This window comes from Microbacterium sp. AR7-10, from assembly GCF_001878835.1.
Taxonomy (GTDB): domain Bacteria; phylum Actinomycetota; class Actinomycetes; order Actinomycetales; family Microbacteriaceae; genus Microbacterium; species Microbacterium commune.
Genome location: NZ_MJIR01000066.1, coordinates 1 through 20,046 on the forward strand (window position 1 = coordinate 1; position 20,046 = coordinate 20,046).

Annotated in this window: 17 protein-coding genes; 1 reads left to right on the forward strand and 16 read right to left on the reverse strand. The window is 69.4% G+C overall.

Annotated features, from left to right (window positions below):
- The 12 genes from mihF to efp form a co-directional block, all read right to left on the reverse strand.
- The coding region (mihF, locus tag BFN01_RS09160) for an integration host factor, actinobacterial type (protein ID WP_305728270.1) at nt 1–386 on the reverse strand (386 nt) is incomplete at its 3' end.
- The gene (gene pyrF / locus BFN01_RS09165; protein ID WP_071643666.1) at nt 379–1,242 is read right to left on the reverse strand and encodes an orotidine-5'-phosphate decarboxylase; all 864 of its coding nucleotides are present in this window, start codon (nt 1,240–1,242) and stop codon (nt 379–381) included. The genes mihF and pyrF, both read right to left, overlap by 8 nt.
- Nucleotides 1,239–4,526: a carbamoyl-phosphate synthase large subunit gene (gene carB / locus BFN01_RS09170; protein WP_071643667.1), complete on the reverse strand. Its 3,288-nt coding sequence runs from the start codon at nt 4,524–4,526 to the stop codon at nt 1,239–1,241. Before carB ends, pyrF begins: the two co-directional genes overlap by 4 nt.
- Nucleotides 4,526–5,683: a glutamine-hydrolyzing carbamoyl-phosphate synthase small subunit gene (gene carA, locus BFN01_RS09175; protein ID WP_071643668.1), complete on the reverse strand. Its 1,158-nt coding sequence runs from the start codon at nt 5,681–5,683 to the stop codon at nt 4,526–4,528. The genes carB and carA overlap by 1 nt, the downstream gene beginning before the upstream one ends.
- On the reverse strand, nt 5,680–6,186 hold the full coding sequence (locus BFN01_RS09180) for a hypothetical protein (protein WP_071643669.1): 507 nt from the start codon (nt 6,184–6,186) through the stop codon (nt 5,680–5,682). Before BFN01_RS09180 ends, carA begins: the two co-directional genes overlap by 4 nt.
- Nucleotides 6,183–7,514, reverse strand: a complete 1,332-nt coding sequence (locus tag BFN01_RS09185) for a dihydroorotase (protein ID WP_371261017.1) — start codon at nt 7,512–7,514, stop codon at nt 6,183–6,185. Before BFN01_RS09185 ends, BFN01_RS09180 begins: the two co-directional genes overlap by 4 nt.
- A 19-nt stretch (nt 7,515–7,533) precedes the next feature.
- A complete protein-coding gene (locus BFN01_RS09190) occupies nt 7,534–8,493 on the reverse strand; it encodes an aspartate carbamoyltransferase catalytic subunit (protein WP_071643671.1) in 960 nt (319 codons plus the stop codon).
- Nucleotides 8,490–9,020, reverse strand: coding sequence for a bifunctional pyr operon transcriptional regulator/uracil phosphoribosyltransferase PyrR (pyrR, locus tag BFN01_RS09195; protein ID WP_071643673.1), 531 nt, complete (start codon nt 9,018–9,020; stop codon nt 8,490–8,492). Before pyrR ends, BFN01_RS09190 begins: the two co-directional genes overlap by 4 nt.
- 96 nt (nt 9,021–9,116) lie before the next feature.
- A complete protein-coding gene (locus BFN01_RS09200) occupies nt 9,117–10,709 on the reverse strand; it encodes a Rieske 2Fe-2S domain-containing protein (protein ID WP_071643674.1) in 1,593 nt (530 codons plus the stop codon).
- A 97-nt stretch (nt 10,710–10,806) separates the two neighbouring features.
- Nucleotides 10,807–14,121: a DEAD/DEAH box helicase gene (locus BFN01_RS09205; protein WP_083428744.1), complete on the reverse strand. Its 3,315-nt coding sequence runs from the start codon at nt 14,119–14,121 to the stop codon at nt 10,807–10,809.
- 50 nt (nt 14,122–14,171) lie between these two features.
- A complete protein-coding gene (gene nusB, locus BFN01_RS09210; protein WP_071643675.1) occupies nt 14,172–14,582 on the reverse strand; it encodes a transcription antitermination factor NusB in 411 nt (136 codons plus the stop codon).
- A gap of 2 nt (nt 14,583–14,584) precedes the next feature.
- Nucleotides 14,585–15,148, reverse strand: coding sequence for an elongation factor P (efp, locus tag BFN01_RS09215; protein WP_071643676.1), 564 nt, complete (start codon nt 15,146–15,148; stop codon nt 14,585–14,587).
- Nucleotides 15,149–15,303: 155 nt separating this feature from the next.
- Between efp and BFN01_RS09220 the strand changes: the two genes are divergently transcribed.
- Nucleotides 15,304–16,548: an HNH endonuclease signature motif containing protein gene (locus tag BFN01_RS09220; protein WP_071643677.1), complete on the forward strand. Its 1,245-nt coding sequence runs from the start codon at nt 15,304–15,306 to the stop codon at nt 16,546–16,548.
- Nucleotides 16,549–16,791: 243 nt separating this feature from the next.
- Here BFN01_RS09220 and BFN01_RS09230 read toward each other — a convergent pair whose 3' ends face one another.
- The 4 genes from BFN01_RS09230 to aroC are packed head-to-tail and all read right to left on the reverse strand — an operon-like array spanning nt 16,792 to nt 20,042.
- Nucleotides 16,792–17,232 (reverse strand): type II 3-dehydroquinate dehydratase, encoded by a 441-nt coding sequence (locus BFN01_RS09230; protein ID WP_071643679.1) that lies wholly within the window; start codon nt 17,230–17,232, stop codon nt 16,792–16,794.
- Nucleotides 17,229–18,308 (reverse strand): 3-dehydroquinate synthase, encoded by a 1,080-nt coding sequence (aroB, locus tag BFN01_RS09235; RefSeq protein WP_071643680.1) that lies wholly within the window; start codon nt 18,306–18,308, stop codon nt 17,229–17,231. Before aroB ends, BFN01_RS09230 begins: the two co-directional genes overlap by 4 nt.
- A complete protein-coding gene (locus tag BFN01_RS09240) occupies nt 18,305–18,826 on the reverse strand; it encodes a shikimate kinase (protein WP_071643696.1) in 522 nt (173 codons plus the stop codon). Before BFN01_RS09240 ends, aroB begins: the two co-directional genes overlap by 4 nt.
- Nucleotides 18,813–20,042: a chorismate synthase gene (gene aroC / locus BFN01_RS09245; RefSeq protein WP_071643681.1), complete on the reverse strand. Its 1,230-nt coding sequence runs from the start codon at nt 20,040–20,042 to the stop codon at nt 18,813–18,815. The genes BFN01_RS09240 and aroC overlap by 14 nt, the downstream gene beginning before the upstream one ends.
- Nucleotides 20,043–20,046: the final 4 nt, after the last annotated feature.

Here is a 20,046-nt window from a genome sequence, read left to right on the forward strand (position 1 = left end):
GCGGTGGGGCCGGCAAGCACCAGCAGGCGGCTGCGGGCAGGGCGCGGGTGGTGCGGCGGGAAGCGCTCGTCGAGCCAGTCCCCCAGCGCGCCGCGCTGGCGGACGCCGAGTCCGCCCAGCCGCTTGACGGGCGCGATGTGCAGCTCGGCGAGCACCCGGTCGCGCTTGCCGGCGCCGATCGCGGGCAAAGCCATCAGGAAGTCGGTGACCCGCATGGTGGCGGCGTCGGAGTCGGCATCCTCGCTCGCCTGGCGCAGCACGCTCTGCGGTGCCACGACCCGCGTGCTGAGGTCGCGTTTGAGTGCGGCGCGCGCACGGCGGCGCTCGAGCGCACGCCGGGAGGCGGCGACGCGGTCGACGTCCGGGACGGCGGGTCGTTCAGCCACGAAGGACCTCCTGATATCGCTGATTGCGGATGCTGATCGTCTCGGCGATGCCCGCCGCACCCATGCTCAGGATGCTGCGGCTCTCGCTCGCGAGCACGTTCGCCGCGACCGGACCGAATCGCGCGGTGAGGTCGGCCTCGGTCGCGCCCTGCGCCCCGAAGCCGGGCGCCAGGATCGGCGTGCCGGCGAGGATCTCGTCGCCGATGCCGACCTCCGCGCGGTCCACCGTCGCGCCGATCACGACGCCGACCGGGCCGAGCGCGCCCTCGAAGGCCGCAGAGCGGTTGACCCAGGTGACATCGCGGGTGACGCGCGCGGCGACGGTCTGCTCGTCGCCACCGGCCACATCGACCGTGCGGGCGGTCTGCAGCGCGGCCGCCTCGGGGTTGCTCGTCGCCGCGAGCACGAACACGCCCTTGTCTGCCCTGACGGCGGTGGTGAGCGTCTCACGCAGCGACTCCGGTCCGAGGTACGGGCTGATCGTGACCGCGTCGGCCTCGAGCGGCGAGCCCGCCTCCAGCCACGCCGCCGCGTAGCCGGCCATCGTCGAGCCGATGTCGCCGCGCTTGGCGTCGGCGAGCACGATCAGCCCGGCATCCCGCGCGGCCGCCATGATGTCCTCCAGAGCGGCGTAGCCTCGCGACCCGAAGCGCTCGAAGAACGCGACCTGGGGCTTGACGACGGCCGCTCGGCCCGCCGCGGCATCCACCACGGCGAGTCCGAACGAGCGCAGTCCGTCGGCGTCCTGCGCCAGGCCCCACTGGTCGAGCAGGGCAGCGTGCGGATCGATGCCGACGCACAGCGGACCGAAGCGGTCCATCGCCGCCCGCAGGCGCGCTCCGAACGATTCGGTCATAGAGCGGCCTCGCGGTCGGCTGCGTACTCCTGCAGGCTGCGCACCCGGAAGCCCTCCTGGGTGGCGTCCATGCCGGTCACCGCAGCACCGAGCACGGCCATCGTGGTGAACAGCGCCTTGTCGGCGGCGACGGCCGCGGCGCGGATCTCGTACCCGTCAGCACGCGCGGCGCCGCCCGACGGGGTGTTCACGACGATGTCGATCTCCCCGTCGTTGATCAGATCGACGATGTTGCGCTCGCCGTTCTCCTGCGTCTCGCTGTACTTGGCCACGACCCGAGCCTCGATGCCGTTGCGGCTGAGGATCTCCGCCGTTCCCTCTGTCGCGACGAGCGTGAATCCGAGCTGCTGCAGGCGGTGCGCCGGGAGGATGACCTCGCGCTTGTCGGCGTCGGCGACCGAGATGAACACGGTGCCCGAGGTCGGCATTCCGCCGTATGCGGCGGACTGGCTCTTCGCGAACGCGGTCGGGAAGTCGCGGTCGATGCCCATGACCTCACCCGTCGAGCGCATCTCGGGACCGAGCACCGAGTCGACGACCTTGCCGTCGTGGGTGCGGAACCGCTTGAACGGAAGCACCGCCTCCTTCACGGCGACCGGTGCGCCCAGCGGCACCCGTGAGCCGTCCTGCGCGGGCAGCATGCCCTCGCCGATCAGCTCGGCGATGGTCGCTCCGGCCATGATGCGGCTCGCGGCCTTCGCCATCGGGATGCCCAGCGCCTTCGACACGAACGGCACGGTGCGGCTGGCACGCGGATTGGCCTCGATCACGTAGAGCACGCCGGCGCTGATCGCGAACTGCACGTTCAGCAGGCCGCGCACGCCCACGCCCTGCGCGATGGCCAGGGTCGCCGTGCGCACACGGTCGATGTCGGTGCGGCCCAGCGACACCGGCGGCAGGGTGCAGCTCGAGTCGCCGGAGTGGATGCCGGCCTCCTCGAGGTGCTCCATCACGCCGCCGATGTACAGGTCGGTCCCGTCGTACAGCGCGTCGACGTCGAGCTCGATCGCGTCGTCGAGGAAGCGGTCCACGAGCAGCGGCTTGCCCTCTTCGATGATCACCTCGCCCGCGGTGCGCACGAAGTAGTCGCGCAGCGACGGGGTGTCGTAGACGATCTCCATGCCGCGCCCGCCCAGCACGAAGCTCGGACGCACGAGCACGGGGTAGCCGATGTCCTCGGCGATCCGGACGGCGCCGTCGACGTCGATCGCCGTGCCGTTGCGGGGCGCGACGAGACCGGCGTCGTCGAGCAGGCGGGCGAACAGCTCGCGCTCCTCGGCCAGGTCGATCGCGGCGGGGCTGGTGCCGAGCACGGTGTAGCCGGCCGCCTCGACGCCCTTAGCGAGTCCCAGGGGCGTCTGCCCGCCGAGCTGGCAGACCACGCCGAGGATGGTGCCGCTGGCGGCTTCCGCGTCGAGCACCTCGAGCACGTCCTCCAGGGTCAGTGGCTCGAAGTAGAGGCGGTCGGAGGTGTCGTAGTCGGTCGAGACCGTCTCCGGGTTGCAGTTGACCATGACCGTCTCGTACCCGGCATCCGACAGCGCGAACGATGCGTGCACGCACGAGTAGTCGAACTCGACGCCCTGGCCGATGCGGTTGGGACCCGAGCCGATGATGACGATCTTGGTGCGCTCGCTCGGCGCGACCTCGGTCTCGAAATCGTAGCTCGAGTAGTGGTACGGGGTGAGCGCCGGGAACTCGCCGGCGCACGTGTCGACGGTCTTGAAGACCGGGCGCACGTCGAGTCGGTGACGGATGCCGCGCACCTCGGCCTCGTCGAGGTCGCGCAGCTGCGCGATCTGGGCGTCGCTGAAGCCGTGCTCCTTGGCCAGGCGCAGGGTGGCGCGGTCGAGCTCCGCAGCACCGGCGACGGTGTCGGCGGCCTCGTTGATCAGCACGATCTGGTCGAGGAACCACGGGTCCATCGCCGTCGCGTCGAAGGCCTGCTCGATCGTCGCGCCCTTGCGCAGCGCCTGCTGCAGGACGACGATGCGTCCGTCGGTCGGGGTCTTCGCGATCTCGAGCAGCTCGTCGACCGTCCGGCTCTCGGTCCCCCAGTGGAAGCTGGAGCCGCGCTTCTCGAGCGAGCGCAGCGCCTTCTGCAGCGCGGTCGTGTAGTTGCGGCCGATGGCCATCGCCTCGCCGACCGACTTCATGGTGGTGGTCAGGGTGGCGTCGGCGGCGGGGAACTTCTCGAAGGCGAACCGGGGAACCTTCACCACGACGTAGTCGAGGGTCGGCTCGAAGCTCGCCGGCGTGACCCCGGTGATGTCGTTCGGGATCTCGTCGAGGCGGTAGCCGAGCGCCAGCTTGGCGGCGAGCTTCGCGATCGGGAATCCGGTCGCCTTCGACGCCAGGGCCGACGAGCGCGAGACGCGCGGGTTCATCTCGATGACGATGATGCGTCCGTTGGTCGGGTCGACGGCGAACTGGATGTTGCAGCCGCCGGTGTCGACACCGACCGAGCGGATGATGTCGATCGAGATGTCGCGCATCTTCTGGTACTCGCGGTCGGTGAGGGTGAGCGCGGGGGCGACGGTGATCGAGTCGCCGGTGTGCACACCGACCGGGTCGACGTTCTCGATCGAGCAGACGACCACCGTGTTGTCGGCGGTGTCGCGCATGAGCTCGAGCTCGTACTCCTTCCACCCGAGGATCGACTCCTCGAGCAGCACCTCGTTGGTCGGCGAGTCGTGCAGTCCCGCGCCGCCGATGCGGCGGAGGTCGGTCTCGTCGTAGGCGAAGCCCGAGCCCAGGCCGCCCATCGTGAACGACGGGCGCACCACGAGCGGATAGCCGAGCTCTGCGGCACCTGCGATCAGCTCGTCCATCGTGTGGCAGATGACCGACTTCGCCACGTCGGCGCCCGCCTCGATGACGAGCTCCTTGAACACCTGGCGGTCCTCACCGCGACGGATCGCGTCGACCTTGGCGCCGATCAGCTCCACGTCGTACTTCTCGAGGATGCCCCGCTCGTGCAGCGCCATGGCCGCGTTGAGCGCGGTCTGGCCGCCGAGGGTCGGCAGGATGGCATCCGGCTTCTCCTTGGCGATGATGGTCTCGATGACCTCGGGAGTGATCGGCTCGATGTAGGTCGCATCGGCGAAGTCCGGGTCGGTCATGATCGTCGCCGGGTTGGAGTTGACCAGGATGACGCGCACGCCCTCCTCGCGCAGCACGCGGCACGCCTGGGTTCCCGAGTAGTCGAACTCGCAGGCCTGACCGATCACGATCGGACCCGAGCCGATGACCAGGACGGAGTTGATGTCTTCACGCTTCGGCATCAGTTGGCGCCCTTCTTGTTCGCGATGACGAGTTCGCGGAATCTGCTGAACAGGTAGTGGGCGTCGTGCGGACCCGCCGCCGCCTCCGGGTGGTACTGCACCGAGAAGGCCGGGATGTCGAGCGCACGAAGACCCTCGACCACCTGGTCGTTGAGCCCCACGTGGCTCACCTCCACCCTCCCGTAGCCCTGCGGGCTGTCGAACTCGCCCTCGAGCGGTGCCGCGACGGCGAAGCCGTGGTTGTGCGCCGTGATCTCGACACGGCCGGTGGCCTTGTCGATGACCGGCTGGTTGATGCCGCGGTGACCGAAGGTCAGCTTGTAGGTGTCGAGCCCCAGCGCCCGCCCGAACAGCTGGTTGCCGAAGCAGATGCCGAAGTACGGGATGCGCGCGTCGAGCACCTGCCGCAGCACGGCGACCTGCTCGTCCGAGGCGGAGGGGTCGCCGGGGCCGTTCGAGTAGAACACGGCGTCGGGCGAGGTCGACGAGATGTCCTCGAAGCTCGCGGACTGCGGCAGCACGTGCACGTCGAAGCCGAGGGCGGCCAGGTTGTCGACGGTGGACTGCTTGATCCCCAGGTCGATCACGGCGACGTTCCCGATGCGCTCGGTGGTGGCGGTGATGACGACCGGCTCGGAGACCGAGACCGTGGCCGACAGGTTCTGTCCGGCCATTTCCGGCGCAGCCGTGACCTGTCGCAGCTGCTCCTCGGCGTCCGAGGTCGCCGCGTCGCCCGAGAAGATCCCGCCGCGCATGGATCCCGTGTCGCGGATGCGACGCGTGAGGGCGCGGGTGTCGATTCCGCTGATCCCGACGATGCCCTCGCGCACGAGGGCGTCATCGAGCGTCTCCTCCGAACGCCAGTTCGACACCCGGCGTGCGGGGTCGCGCACGATGTAGCCGGCGACCCAGATGCGCGACGACTCCTGGTCCTCGCGGTTCATGCCGGTGTTGCCGATGTGCGGCGCGGTCTGCAGCACGATCTGGCCGGCGTACGACGGGTCGGTCAGCGTCTCCTGGTAGCCAGACATGCCGGTGGCGAACACCACCTCGCCGAGCGTCGTGCCTCGGGCGCCGTATGCGCGACCTTCGAAGCGGGTGCCGTCCTCGAGCACGAGCACGGCCGGCTCGGCGGGATTGACAGTGTGCGATGTCACGGGTTCTCTCCGTTCTCCGCGCCGGCGCAGAGGCGCTCGAGCTGCGGCAGGATCTCTGAGGGCCCACTCGAGGTGGGTCGGATGAAGGAATCGACGCGGACGTCATCGGTCGCCCGCCACACGAGGCGGATGAGACCGTCGCGCTCCACGACGCGGTCGATGGCGACGGTCGCCCGGTCTGCGGCGACCAGCCGCGCGGACGACAGGAACACGGTCGGCGCACCGTCGAGGCTGAATGCGACGCCCCGGTCGGTGAGCACGAGCTCGCCCCGAGCGCGGTAGGTCAGCGGTCTCACGGCGAGCCGCTCGAGAGGCTGATCGTGCGCGGTGGTGGCGACGTACAGGATCTCGTGTCTGCCGGTCACGTCGGCATGCTCGGGCACGCCGAGCGGGGCGGTCAGACCGGAGTCCCGCCGCAGGCGCCGGCGCCAGCCGATGAACATCGAGAGCAGGATCAGCGCGGCGACGAGGGCGATGATCAGCGCGGCGAGTTCGCGCGTCACCTCGACTCGCTCCGCTCGCTCAGCACATCGCACTTCGACTCACTGCGCGCGTTCAGCTCCTCGACGAGGGCTCCCCCGTCGACCGTCACGACACCGCCGTGGATGGTCCACTGCACGCGGCCGGGCAGCTCGCGTCCGAGGTAGGGCGAGTTGTGACTGCGCCCGTGCAGATCGGACTCGGTGAACACCCCGGGCACGCTCGGGTCGTACAGGGTGACGTGCGCGGGGCGTCCGACCTCGAGCGCGCCGAAGCCGTCGAGGCGTCCGATGCGGGCGGGGGCGGCGCTCATGACCCGGGCGACGTCGGCCCAGTCGAGCTGGCCGGTGGCGACCATCGACTGATGCACGACGCGCAGCGCGCTCTCGAGTCCGACCATGCCGTTCGCGGCGGCCTGCCACTCGCACGCCTTGTTCTCGGCCGGGTGCGGGGCGTGGTCGGTCGCCACGATGTCGATCGTGCCGTCGGCCAGACCCTCGCGCACGGCCATCACGTCCTCGATGGTGCGCAGCGGCGGGTTGACCTTGTACCGGGCGTCGTAGTCGCGCACGAGTTCGTCGGTCAGCAGCAGGTGGTGGGGGGTGACCTCGGCGGTGACCTGGATGCCGCGCTTCTTGGCCCAGCGGATGATGTCGACCGATCCGGCTGTGGAGAGGTGGCAGACGTGCAGGCGGGAGCCGACGTGCTCCGCGAGCAGCACGTCGCGGGCGATGATCGACTCCTCGGCGACGGCCGGCCAGCCGGTGAGCCCGAGCTCGGCCGACACGACGCCCTCGTTCATCTGCGCGCCCTCGGTCAGACGGGGGTCCTGGGCGTGCTGTGCGATGACGCCGTCGAACGACTTCACGTACTCCAGGGCGCGCCGCATGATCAGCGGATCCCAGACGCAGGAGCCGTCGTCGCTGAAGACGCGCACCCTGGCGCGGGACCCGGCCATGGCGCCGAGCTCGGCGAGTCGCTCGCCCTTCTGCCCGACGGTGACGGCGCCGATCGGCTGCACCGTCGCGTATCCGGCTGCCTCGCCGAGCGCGAGCTCCTGCTCGACGACACCGGCGGTATCGGCGACGGGCTGCGTGTTCGGCATGGCGAACACGGCGGTGAAACCGCCGGCCGCCGCGGCGCGCGTGCCCGTCAGGACGGTCTCGGACGTCTCGAAGCCGGGCTCGCGCAGGTGGGTGTGCAGGTCGACGAGGCCGGGCAGCGCGACCAGGCCCGCAGCGTCGATGACGCGCGCTCCCGAGCGGGTGAGCCCGGTGCCGATCTCGGCGATGACGCCGTTCTCGATCACGATGTCGGCGCTGTCGCGCCCCAGCAGCTGGACGCCTGCGATGACGAGGGTCTGGCTCACTTCACTTCCCCTCTTCGTCGTGGCGCTCGCCTGCAAGCAGCAGATAGAGCACCGCCATGCGTACCGAGACCCCGTTGGTGACCTGCTCCAGCACGGTGGAACGGGGGGAGTCTGCGGCTTCGGATGAGATCTCGAGCCCGCGGTTCATCGGTCCCGGGTGCATCACAATGCTATCGTCCGGCAGGGTCGCCGCGCGCACCGCATCCAGACCCCACAGCCGGGAATACTCCCGTTCAGTGGGGAAATACGCGGCGTGCATCCGCTCGGCCTGGATGCGCAGCATCATGACGGCGTCCGGCCCGGCGGCGAGGGCGGCGTCGAGGTCGTAGAGCACGCGCACCGGCCACTGCGTCACGTTCTGCGGCACGAGTGTCGGCGGGGTGACCAGCGTGACGTCCGCCCCGAGCGTCGACAGCAGCCACACGTTCGAGCGCGCGACGCGCGAGTGCAGCACGTCGCCGACGATCACGACGCGCAGCCCAGCGAGGTCACGGCCGCGGCTGTCGCTGCCGTAGCGGCGCTTGCGGATCGTGAAGGCGTCGAGCAGCGCCTGGGTGGGATGCTCGTGCGTGCCGTCGCCGGCGTTCACGACGCCGGCGGAGATCCAGCCGCTCGTCGCGAGTGTGCGGGGTGCTCCGGATGCCGAGTGGCGTACCACCACGGCATCCGCCCCCATCGCCTGCAGGGTCTGGGCGGTGTCCTTCAGGCTCTCGCCCTTCGAGACGCTGGAGCCCTTCGCGGCGAAGTTGATCACGTCGGCGGAGAGCCGCTTCGCCGCAGCCTCGAACGAGATGCGGGTGCGCGTGGAGTCCTCGAAGAAGAGGTTGACGACGGTCTTGCCGAGCAGCGTCGGAAGCTTCTTGACCTCGCGCGACTGGGTGTCGGCCATGTCCTCGGCGACGTCGAGGATGCGCAGAGCCTGCTCGCGATCGAGGGTGCGGGTGTCGAGCAGATGCCTCATGATTCGATCGTCACCTCGTCGGCACCGTCCAGTTCGCGCAGGCGCAGGTTCACCCGCTCCGCGCGGGAGGACGGGATGTTCTTGCCCACGAAGTCGGGGCGGATCGGCAGCTCGCGATGGCCGCGATCGATGAGGATCGCCAGGCGCACCGCCGACGGGCGGCCGATGGACTGCAGGGCGTCGAGCGCCGCGCGGATGGTGCGGCCCGAGAACAGCACGTCGTCGACGAGCACGACGGTCTTCTGATCGATGCCCCCGGCGGGGATCTCGGTGCGCTTCGGCGCGCGCGTCGGGTGCTTCGACAGGTCATCGCGGAACAGCGTGATGTCGAGGGATCCGACCGGGATCTCGGTGTCGGCGATGCCGGAGATGACCGAGCCGAGCCGCTCGGCCAGCGTCACTCCCCTGGTCGGGATGCCGAGGAGCACGAGCCCGTCGGCGCCTCGGTTGGATTCGAGGATCTCGTGGGCGATGCGCGTCAGGGCGCGCGCTATATCGGCTTCGTGCAGCACAGTGCGTGCAGACAACGGCCACTTCCCTTCTCCGCCTCACAGGACGGTGTTAAAGGTTCGGTGATGGTGAAAGTCTAGCTGAGACCGGGCGGCCCCCGACGCTGCGTGACGTCAGCGCTGTGCTGCAGCGGGCTGGGGCTCTTCCTCGGCGTGGGAGCCGGTCTTGATGACCCGCGAAGCGCGGATGGGGTGCCCCGTCGTCGTCAGGCACTTGCCGGTCTCGAGGTCCCACTTCCAGTCGTGCATCGAGCAGGTCAGTACGCCGTCCTCGATCTTGCCGGTGCGGGTGAGGTCGGCGCGCAGGTGCGGGCAGCGGCGCTGGACCACCCAGTCGTCGATCTCGGCATCCTCGGTCTGGTCGGTCTGCTCCTGATACCAGTTCTCGACGTACTCGATCCGGTCGACCGACAGGCACTTGAGGAAGGTGGTGAGGAACTCGTTGAACTTGCCGCTGCGCCCGACCGAGAACTGCATCGAGAGGAAGATGGAGTTCGACCAGTCGATCTCGTGGTCGCGGATGTTCGTCGAGACGAGGTCGGCGGGAATCGTGTACCAGTAGATGCACTCCTCGCCCGCGTACTCGCGGACCTTCGCCTTGGGGAAGTCGACGACCATGTCCAGCTCGCCGATCTTGAAGCGCACGTTGCCGCCGACGCCGAGGCGGATGGTGCGCGACTTCTTCAGCAGCGGCTCCCACCACTCCTTGATCGCCGCGAGCATCTCCGCCGGGGGGATGACCTCCGCGCGGGTGGCCTCTTCGTCGATGATCTCCTGCTGGCGCGATGCGCGCTGCTCTTCGAGGTAGTCCCACTTCTCGTCGAAGATGTGGGCGATCTCGTCTTCCGAGTACAGGCTCTGCGAGACGTTCATCTCGCCGTGGTTCATCTCCACCACGGTGCCGGGGATGAAGAGGTGACCGTCGTACTTCGGCGCGAGCTGCTTCATGTGCGCCAGGAACTCCTTCTGATCCGTGAAGATCGAGTCGTCGTCCTGACCCTTGCCGTTGAACCGGAAGAGCTCGTCGCGCAGGAACATCGGCGGTCCCGCCATCGGGAACACGTGGGGGGCGTCGACCTTCTCGATGTAGTACATGGCGCGCTTGTTCTGCGCCTCGCGCTTGAGCGCGGCGAACTTCTGCTTGGCGTCCTGGGGCAGGTCGTAGACCATGGGCCACCAGATCGCGCCGGACACCTGGGTGAAGTAGGCCTCGGGCTTGCCGAACGACAGCAGCGCCTCCAGGTCGAGCGGGTGCGAGTCGTTCTGGTTGAGGATCGACGCCGTCCCGTCGTCGACGCTCAGCGACGAGTCGCCGATCGGGCCGTCGCTGGGGGCGCGCAGCGGCGTGATCATGATCTTCAGATCGCCGCGCTCGATCACCTGGCCCGCGGGAGCGTAGGTGATGTTGTCGTAGCCGAGCTTGCGGATGTCGACCTCGAGGTCATCGGTGACGTACTCGGGCAGCAGGACTTCGATGTCCTTCGAGATGTACCTCTCGAGCAGGTTCGGGTCGAAGTGGTCGCGGTGACGATGCGAGATGTACAGGAAGTCAGCCTCGCGGCCCAGGCGCTCCCAGTCCAGCCCGCGGTTGTCGGGGAACGGGAACCAGGAGCCGTAGAAGGAGGGTCCGAGAACGGGGTCGCAGATGATGTTCCCACCGACCGTCTCGATGAACATCCCGGCGTGGCCGAGTCCCGTGATCCGCATGTCTCTCCTCAGGGTTGGACGACGTCGATTGTATCGAGCGCTCGCTGGGCGAGGCCGGTGACCGGCCGTGGTTATCGGGATGCCCGCGGTGCGCCGCTCACGATTCGAGCAGACCGCGGATGTCGTCGGCGGTGAGCGCCTGCGAGAACAGGGCCTCATCGTCCATCACCGCGGTGAACAGTCGCGCCTTGCGCTGCTGCAGGGCGAGGACCTTCTCCTCGATGGTGCCCGCGGCGATCAGTCGGTACACGATCACCGGCTGCGTCTGTCCGATCCGGTGGGTGCGATCGATGGCCTGTGCCTCGGCCGCAGGATTCCACCACGGGTCGAGGAGCAGGACGTAATCGGCCTCGGTGAGGGTGAGCCCGAAGCCGCCGGCCTTGAGACTGATCAGGAACACCGGGGCATCACCCGAGCGGAACCCGTCGATGACGTCTTCTCGCTGTCGAGTCGAGCCGTCGAGGTAGTCGTAGGCGATGCCGGCGGCGCGCAGCCGCTCGGCGGCCATCTCGAGGTACGACGTGAACTGGCTGAACACCAGTGCGCGGTGTCCTTCCGCACGCAGCTCCTGCACGTGCTCGAGCAGGACGTCCAGCTTCGCGGACGAGGCATCGGCATCCGGATCGATCAGCCGCGGCGACAGCGCGAGCATCCTCAGCATGGTGAGCGAACGGAACACGATGAAGCGGTTGCGGTCGAGATCGGCGAGCAGGCCGAGCACCTTCTGGCGCTCTCGCTGCAGGACGGTGTCGTAGACGGCGCGGTGTGCGGGGCTCAGGTCGACGAACAGCTCCTGCACCTGCTTCTGGGGAAGGTCGCCCGCGACGAGATCCTTCGTGCGCCGCAGCATGAGCGGGCGGATGCGGTGGCGCAGCCGCTCGAGACGCCGCTGCCGGTACGGGGCCCCCTCCTCGTTCTCGGGCACCTTGCCCTGTTCGATCGGCTGCACGTACTCCTCGCGGAAGCGGCGCTTCGACGGGAAGAGCCCGGGCGCGGTGAGGGAGAACAGCGCCCACAGATCGGTCAGGCTGTTCTCGAGCGGCGTGCCGGTGACGGCGATGGTGACGACCGATCTCAGCTGCGCGATGGCCTGGTGCACCTTCGTGGCGGGGTTCTTGGCGAACTGGGCCTCATCGATGATCACGCCGGCCCAGTCGATGCCCTGATACTCCTCGGCATCCAGCCGCAGCAGCGTGTAGGAGGTGACGATGATGTCGGCTTCGGCTGCCATCGCGCCGATCTCGTCGGCACGCCGAGACCCGGTGCCCTCCACGAGGCGCACCCTGAGGTCGGGGGCGAACCGGCGGGCCTCGCTGCGCCAGGTGCCGAGCACCGAGGTGGGGGCGATGACGAGGAAGGGACGCCCCTCCCCCTCTTCCACCGCGTGCGCGACGAGCGAGAGCAGCTGCAGGGTCTTCCCCAGGCCCATGTCGTCGGCGAGGATGCCGCCGAGCCGGTGCCGCCAGAGGAAGGCGAGCCAATCGAGACCCTGCTGCTGGTAGGGGCGCAGCTGCGCGTGCAGGCCCGCGGGCGGCGCGGTGCGGGGCACGTGCCGGATTCCGCGCAGGCCCTCGGCGGTGGTTCGCCAGCCCACCGCCTGCTCGGACTCGTCGGCGAGGTCTTCGAAGTCCTCCCAGAGCGCGGTCTGATATCTGCTGATGCGCGGGCCCGTCTCCCACTCGGTGAGCGCACCCGCCTCGTCGATGAGCTCGCGCAGCTGCTGCAGCGCGGGGTGCGCGAGCGAGAAGTAGGTGCCGTCGACGAGCATGAGCTTGGTGCGCCGCATGCTCAGGGCCGTGAACAGCGGGGTGAACGGAATCGAGTGTCCGTCGATCTTCACGAGCACCCCGAGGTCGAACCAGTCGGGATCGGTCGATTCGACGGTCGAGACCGAGATCTCGGGAGTGCCGGTGAGTTCTCGGTAGCGGGTTCGACGCCCGGTGACGACGACCTTCACGTCCGACGCCTCGAACGCCGGCAGAACGTGCGCGGCCCACTCCGCGGCGGCGAGATGTTCGAGGTCGGCACGCTCGCGGAACGCGTCTCGGGTCGCTCCGGCCCAGATCGTCTCCATGTCACGAGCGCGGGCTCGCTCGGCATCCGGATCGCGGAAGCTCTCCGAGCCGCCGGTGAAGGCGACCGTGCCGTGACCGGCGTACTCCCACTCGAACCGGTATGCGATGCGATGGCCGCTGCGGAACGCCACCCGCAGCACCGGATCCGGCTCGGCGAGGGCGGGCAGCGCGAGGTGATCCGGTGCCGTCACGGCCGTCTGCCTGGCGAGGGCGGGGTAGGCGTCGGCGAGAAACCCTTCCCGGTCGTGCGGCGGCACGTCGATCGGCGTCGAGGCGTTGATGGCGTTCAGCACGGCGGGCGCGAGCCCGACGCGCGCGATGGTCACCTCGACGCCGGATCCCACGAGTTCCCACCGGTACAGTCCGATGCGTCCGATCGGCCGCAGCTGCGCCGCCGGAGCCGGGTGCGCGTCGATGACCGCATCGACGCTGACCGAGAGCGCACCGCCCGCGGCCGGGTCGATGCGCAGACCGATCGCCGCGTCTTCGGCGAGTCGGACGGCGGTGTGCTTCTGCGTGGGAATGATCGGGATGCCGAGCCCGGCCAGAGCGTCGATGTGCTGCCACAGCAGCGGGGTCTCCACCCTGTCGAGCGCGATCCAATCCCCCGCGGTGCCCGAGAGCAGCGAGTCGCGCGCGATGTTGAGGAAGTCGGTGAACCAGCGCGCCTGCTCGGCATCGAAGCGCCCCGATGAGCGACGTACCGAGTCCCAGGAGGCATCGCCGTGAATCCATCGACCGGTCGATGCGCTGCGCATGAGCGGCCGGACGCAGAGCAGGATCTCGCCGTGTTCGCCGGCGAGGTCGCGGGGTGTCGCCGTCTGCAGCGCGGCGGGCCCCCATCGCTCGAACGAGTGGCGCGGACGCACCCGCAGCTCGATGCCGAGGGCGAGCGGCAGGGTGGTCGACTCCACGGCAGACGCGCTCAGCAGGGCGCGCCATGCCGCCTGCGGGACGGGTCGCGCGAATGCACCGAACTGCTCCCACGGCTCTCGCGGCGGGGGCGCCGGTCGCGGCGGATCGGCGGGCGGCAGGGGCGTCTGGTCCGGCGTCTCATCCGGGTCGGCTCCGATGAGGATCGCCGCGATCGCATGCTTGCATGCGGAGACGACCGGACATGTGCAGCTGGTCGTCATGATCCGCGGCCCGTCGAAGCGCACCCGGCAGCGGTAGGGGGAACGCTCGCTGCCGTACACCTCGGCGACGAGGGTCTGCGACCCGGCATCCCACCGCGCGTCCCTGACGCGACCGCGGCGGGCGTAGTCGAGGCCGCGCTGATAGCCGCCGTCTCCGGCCAGCTCGCGAAGCGCGGTGGCGGAGGGACGGGGAGAGCTCATGACAGCATCCTCCCCGTCACCACCGACACGCGCTCAGCGCCGGCTGCGACTCAGATGGAACGGGCGATGCGGGCCAGCACGCCGTGCACGAATGCGCCGGAGTCCTCGGTGGAGAGCTCCTTGGCGAGCTCGACGGCCTCATCGATCGCGACAGCGGTCGGGACCTCGTCGTTGTAGACGATCTCCCACGTGCCGATGCGCAGCAGAGCACGGTCGACGGCGGGCATCCGGTCGATCTTCCAGTCGTTGCTGTGGGTCGTGATGTGCTCGTCGATCTCATCGCGGTTGTCGATGATTCCGTCGACGATCTCGCGGGCATACAGCCATGAGGCTTCGCGAGCCGGTTCGCTGGCGGCGCGCTTGGCGGCCGCGGCGAGCACGACCGAGAGCTCCTCGCCGCGCACGTCGGCCGAGAAGAGGATGTCGAGGGCGCGCTTGCGCGCCTTGGTGCGGGCGCTCAAGGTCAGTCGTTGACGCGGCCGAGGTAGTCACCCGTGCGGGTGTCGACCTTGACCTTGGTGCCGGTCTCGAGGAAGAGCGGGACCTGGATCTCGTAGCCGGTCTCGAGGGTGGCGGGCTTCGTGCCTGCCGACGAGCGGTCGCCCTGCAGGCCAGGCTCGGTGTAGGTGACCTCGAGCACGACCGATGCGGGCAGCTCGATGTACAGCGGGTTGCCGTTGTTCAGCGCGATCTGCACCTGCTGGTTCTCGAGCATGTAGTTCTTCGCGTCGCCGACGGTGGCCGCGGGGACGTTGATCTGGTCGTAGTCCTCCTGGTCCATGAAGACGAAGCTGTCGCCGTCGGTGTACAGGTAGGTGAAGTCGCGACGATCGACGTTCTCGATCTCAATCTTGGTGCCGGCGTTGTAGGTCTTGTCGACCGACTTGCCCGTGACGACGTTCTTCAGCTTGGTGCGGACGAAGGCGCCGCCCTTGCCGGGCTTGACGTGCTGGAACTCCACGACGCTCCAGAGCTGTCCGTCGATCTTGATGACGACGCCGTTCTTGATGTCTGCGGTGGATGCCATGGTGATGCGGGTCCGTTCATTCAGAAGCTTCGAGGGCCGGGCGCGGATGCGCGCAGTGAAGTGGCCGAGAAGCGATTCTATCGGATGCCCCGGATCGGGCGATCTGTCCGGACGTCGCCCTTCCCGTTTTCGAATCTTTGTTCTATACTGGTGTCATGGTCATCGATGAGGAGCTCGGCGTGATCCCGCAGTCCGCGGGTGATGTGCTGGGGGTGCTTCTGGATGACGTGACGTGCTCTGAGGTGGATGCGAACCGGTCGGCGGCGCGTCAGGCGCAGCGGGTGGTGGAGGCGGTCGAGTTCGCTCGTCGGCATCCGGAGATCTACACGATCGACGCCGACGTGCAGATGGCCGAGCGGGCTGTGGTGCTGGAGCTGTCGCTGCGGTTGCGGATCTCGCAGGAGCGGGTACGGGAGCTGTGCTCGACGACGGAGACGGCGGCGCGGGATCTGCCGTTGCTGTGGCAGCGCGCCCGCGACGGGTTCGCGTCGATGCACAGCGTCGGAGTGATCGTCACCGCCGCCGGCCCGCTCGCGTCTCCGGTGGGCGCGCCGCGGGGGGTGCGGGATGCTGCGGCTGCGGCCCTCGCCCGGCTGGATCGTGCCGCGCACGAGTGGGTGCTGACCTGCTCATCGGCGGTGCTGCGGCAGCGGACGAAGAAGCTCGTCGACCGGATCACCCGCGATACTGCCGCGCGCCGGCACACCCGGGCGATGGCCGACCGGCACGTGCGCGTCTCCCCCGCCGGCGACGGGATGTCGTGGCTGACCGCGCTGCTCCCCACCCACGAGGCGGTCGCGGCGATGCGGCGCCTGTCAGCGACGGCCAAGCACACCCGCAAGGACACTCGTGAGGGGCGCACCCGGGATCAGATCCGCGCCGATCTGTTCAGCGCCTGGCTGCGCGGGGTCGGCACCGCCACGGCGGTGCAGACGAAGGTCTTCGTCACCGTGCCCGTGCAGCTCCTCGCCGGCGGCCCGGTCCCCGTCGAGTCCGCCTCCATCGTCGGCGGCGACAGCATCGACCCGCTCACCGCGAAGCAGCTCTTCCTCGACGCGCGCGGCTTCCGTCGGGTGATCACCGACCCGGTCAAAGGCGTCGTCGTCGACATGGACCGCCGCACCTACCGCCCCACCCGAGCACAACGCGACTGGCTCACCCTGCACCACGGCACCTGCTCCCGCGACGGATGCACCCGCCTCGCCGTCGACGCCGACCTCGACCACGACAGACCGTGGGCGACGGGCGGAACCACCGACCTCACCCAACTGCGGCCGCTCTGCCCCCGCGACCACACCATCCGACATCGCACCCGCGTCCGGTACCGGACCCGACCCGATCGCTCGGTGCAGGTCATCTCCCCCACCGGATACACCAGCACCGCGCCACCACCCTTTTAGCCGCCGACGCGCGGCGCGATAGGAACAGGCCGTATCGGGATCACGTTCGCTTGCTCTCCACACGATCCGTGCAAGGCAGATCTGGCGCCGGCGACCACGAGTGTGGCCGCTGCCACCCGACGGAGCCGTCGACGTGGTCATGCAGTGGCCGACATTCGGCATCGGCGAGACACGGGTGCGCATCGACCATGGAACGATGTCCGAGCTGAGCTCGCGAGCCCGCCCGTTCTGGGCCGACGGAGGTCAGAGCAGCGCGGCCAGCTCCCGCACGGCCCGCGCGTAGCCGTCGACGCCTTCGCCGACGACGCGCACGGTGGCGACGTCGTCGAGGTAGGAGAAGTGGCGGAACTTCTCCCGGGCGTACACGTCCGAGATGTGCACCTCGGCGAACGGCAGGCCGACGCCGGTCAGCGCATCGCGCAGCGACACCGACGTGTGCGTGAGCCCGCCGGGGTTGATGATGATGGCCGCGCAGTCCTCGCGGGCCGCGTGGATCGCGTCGATCAGCACACCCTCGTGATTGCTCTGCAGCGCACGCAGCTCGTATCCTGCGTCCGCCGCGGCAGCGGCGGTGTGCTGCTCGACGTCGGCCAGCGTCGCGGTGCCGTACACGTCGGGCTCCCGGGTGCCGAGCAGGTTGAGGTTCGGACCGTTCAGCAGCATCAACCGGCGGGCGTCGCTCATCCCACGACCTCCTGGTATGCGGCGAACATGAGCGACTCGTCCGGCGCCTGCACGACGGTGGGCTTGGCGATGTCGTCGAGCAGGATGAAGCGCAGCATCCCGCCGCGCGCCTTCTTGTCGCGCTGCATGGTCGCCAGCAGCTGCGGCCAGGCACCCGCGCGGTAGGTGGTCGGCAGCCCGAGCGATTCGAGCACCGTGCGATGCCGGTCCGCACCGGCATCGGAGAGCCGGCCCGCCAGACGCGACAGCTCGGCGGCGTACATCATGCCGATCGAGATCGCCGCTCCGTGGCGCCACTGGTAGCGCTCGGCGTGCTCGATCGCGTGCCCGAGCGTGTGGCCGTAGTTGAGGATCTCCCGCAGCCCCGCCTCGCGGAAGTCATCCGAGACGACCTTCGCCTTCATGTCGATCGCCAGCTCCACGGTGCGGCGGAACTCGTCGGTCGTCGGATCGACCGCCCGCTCCGGAGATGCCTCGATGATGTCCAGGATCTCCGGCGCCCAGATGAATCCGGCCTTCACCACCTCGGCGTACCCCGCCGTGGCCTCGTTCGCGCTCAGTGTCTGCAGCTCATCGAGATCGCCGATGACGGCGCGGGGAGCCCAGAACGCCCCGACCATGTTCTTGCCCTCGGCCGTGTTCACACCGGTCTTGCCGCCGACGGCCGCGTCGACCAGGCCGAGCACGGTGGTCGGCACCTGCACGACCTGCACGCCGCGCAGCCAGGTGGCGGCGACGAAGCCGGCGACATCGGTCACCGATCCGCCGCCGTAGCCGACCACGGCATCCGTGCGGGTGAAGTCGGCCTGGCCCATCACCTGCCAGCAGAACGCCGCGACCTCGATGCGCTTGCCGGCCTCGGCATCCGGAATCTCGGCCAGCAGCACCTCGAGACCGCCCTCCGCCATGAGCCGCTCGCGCAGCTCTGCCGCCCGCTTGCCGAGCGTCGGCGGGTGCACGACGAGCACCTTGCGAACCGCCGGGTCGAGAGCCGCATGAACCCGGTCGAGGATGTCACGCCCGACGGTGATCTCATAGGGTGTCTGTCCGGAGACGCTGATCGTGGTCGTGGTCATTGCTGCTTCCTCCTCCAGGCGGCGATCTCCTCCGCCAGTGCCCGCATGGGTCTGCGTGATGTGTCGACGGTGAGGTCGGCGACCTCCTCGTACCAGCGTCGACGCTGATCGAAGATGATGCGCCACCGCTGCACCGGGTTCTCCTCGTCCGCGAGAAGCGGGCGGCTGGCCCCGCCGATGCGTCTTTCGACGGCCTCGGCGGTGACGGTCAGGAAGACGACCGGATGCCGGTGCAGCAGAGCACGGGTCTCGGCATCCGTCACCGCTCCCCCGCCCAGCGAGACCACACCGCCCTCCGCGACCGCCGTGGCGACGGCCTCGCGCTCGAGCTCGCGGAAGTGCGCTTCACCGTGTTCGGCAAAGATCTCAGGGATGGGACCGTGCTCGGCGGCGATGCGCTTGTCGGTGTCGATGAAGGGCACGTCGAGCAGTCGCGCGACCTTGCGGCCGACACTCGTCTTACCCGCGGCCATCGGGCCGACCAGCACGAGAGTCAGCGGATGGTCAGACGAGCTCATCATGGGCGAGCAGCGCCGCCTCGGATGCGGGTGCTGTGCGCAGCGACTCCGGGATCGCCGCGAGGTAGGACTCGAGGTTGCGTCGCGTCTCGCGGATGCTGTCGCCGCCGAACTTCTCGAGCAGCGAATTCGCGAGCTCGATGGCGACCATCGCCTCGGCGACGACGCCGGCGGCGGGTACCGCACAGACGTCCGAGCGCTGATGGTGCGCCGTGGCCGTCTCGCCCGAGGCGACGTCGACCGTGCGCAGCGCACGCGGAACCGTGGCGATCGGCTTCATGCCGGCACGGATGCGCAGCACGGTCCCCGTGCTCATGCCGCCTTCGATCCCCCCGGCGCGGTCGGATGCCCGGGTGATGCCGTCATCGGCGGCGAACAGCTCGTCGTGAGCCGCCGAGCCGCGGCGACGGGTCGTCTCGAAGCCGTCACCGACCTCGACGCCCTTGATCGCCTGGATGCTCATCAGCGCCTGCGCGAGGCGGCCGTCAAGACGGCGGTCCCAATGCACGTGCGAGCCGATTCCGGGCGGCAGTCCGTAGGCGAGCACCTCGACGATGCCGCCGAGGGTGTCGCCGTCCTTGCGGGCGGCGTCCACCTCCTCGACCATGCGCGCGGACGTCTCAGTGTCGAAGCAGCGCAGCGGGTCGGCGTCGAGCGCGTCGACGTCGTCCGGCGTGGGCAGCGCGGCGCCCTCCGGAGCCCGCACCGGTCCGATCGAGAGCGTGTGACTGACCAGGCGGATGCCGAGCTCGGAGAGGAACGAGCGCGCCACGGCGCCCAGGGCCACTCGCGCGGCGGTCTCGCGTGCGCTCGCACGCTCGAGGATCGGTCGGGCCTCATCGAAGTCGTACTTCTGCATGCCGACGAGGTCGGCATGGCCGGGACGCGGACGCGTGAGCGCGGCGCCCCGTCCGCGAGACTTCTCGGTCAGCTCTGTGGGCGCCGGGTTCATCACCTCGGTCCACTTCGGCCACTCGGTGTTGCCGATACGCAGCGCGATGGGGCTGCCGAGCGTGAGACCGTGACGAACACCGCTGGAGATGGTCAGCTCGTCCTGTTCGAACTTCATGCGCGAGCCGCGGCCGTAACCGAGCTTGCGACGCTGGAGGTCGGCCTGGATGGCCTCGGCCGTGACCGTCACACCGGAGGGCAGACCCTCGACGATGGCGATGAGTTCGGGGCCGTGCGATTCGCCGGCAGTGAGCACGCGGAGCATTGCC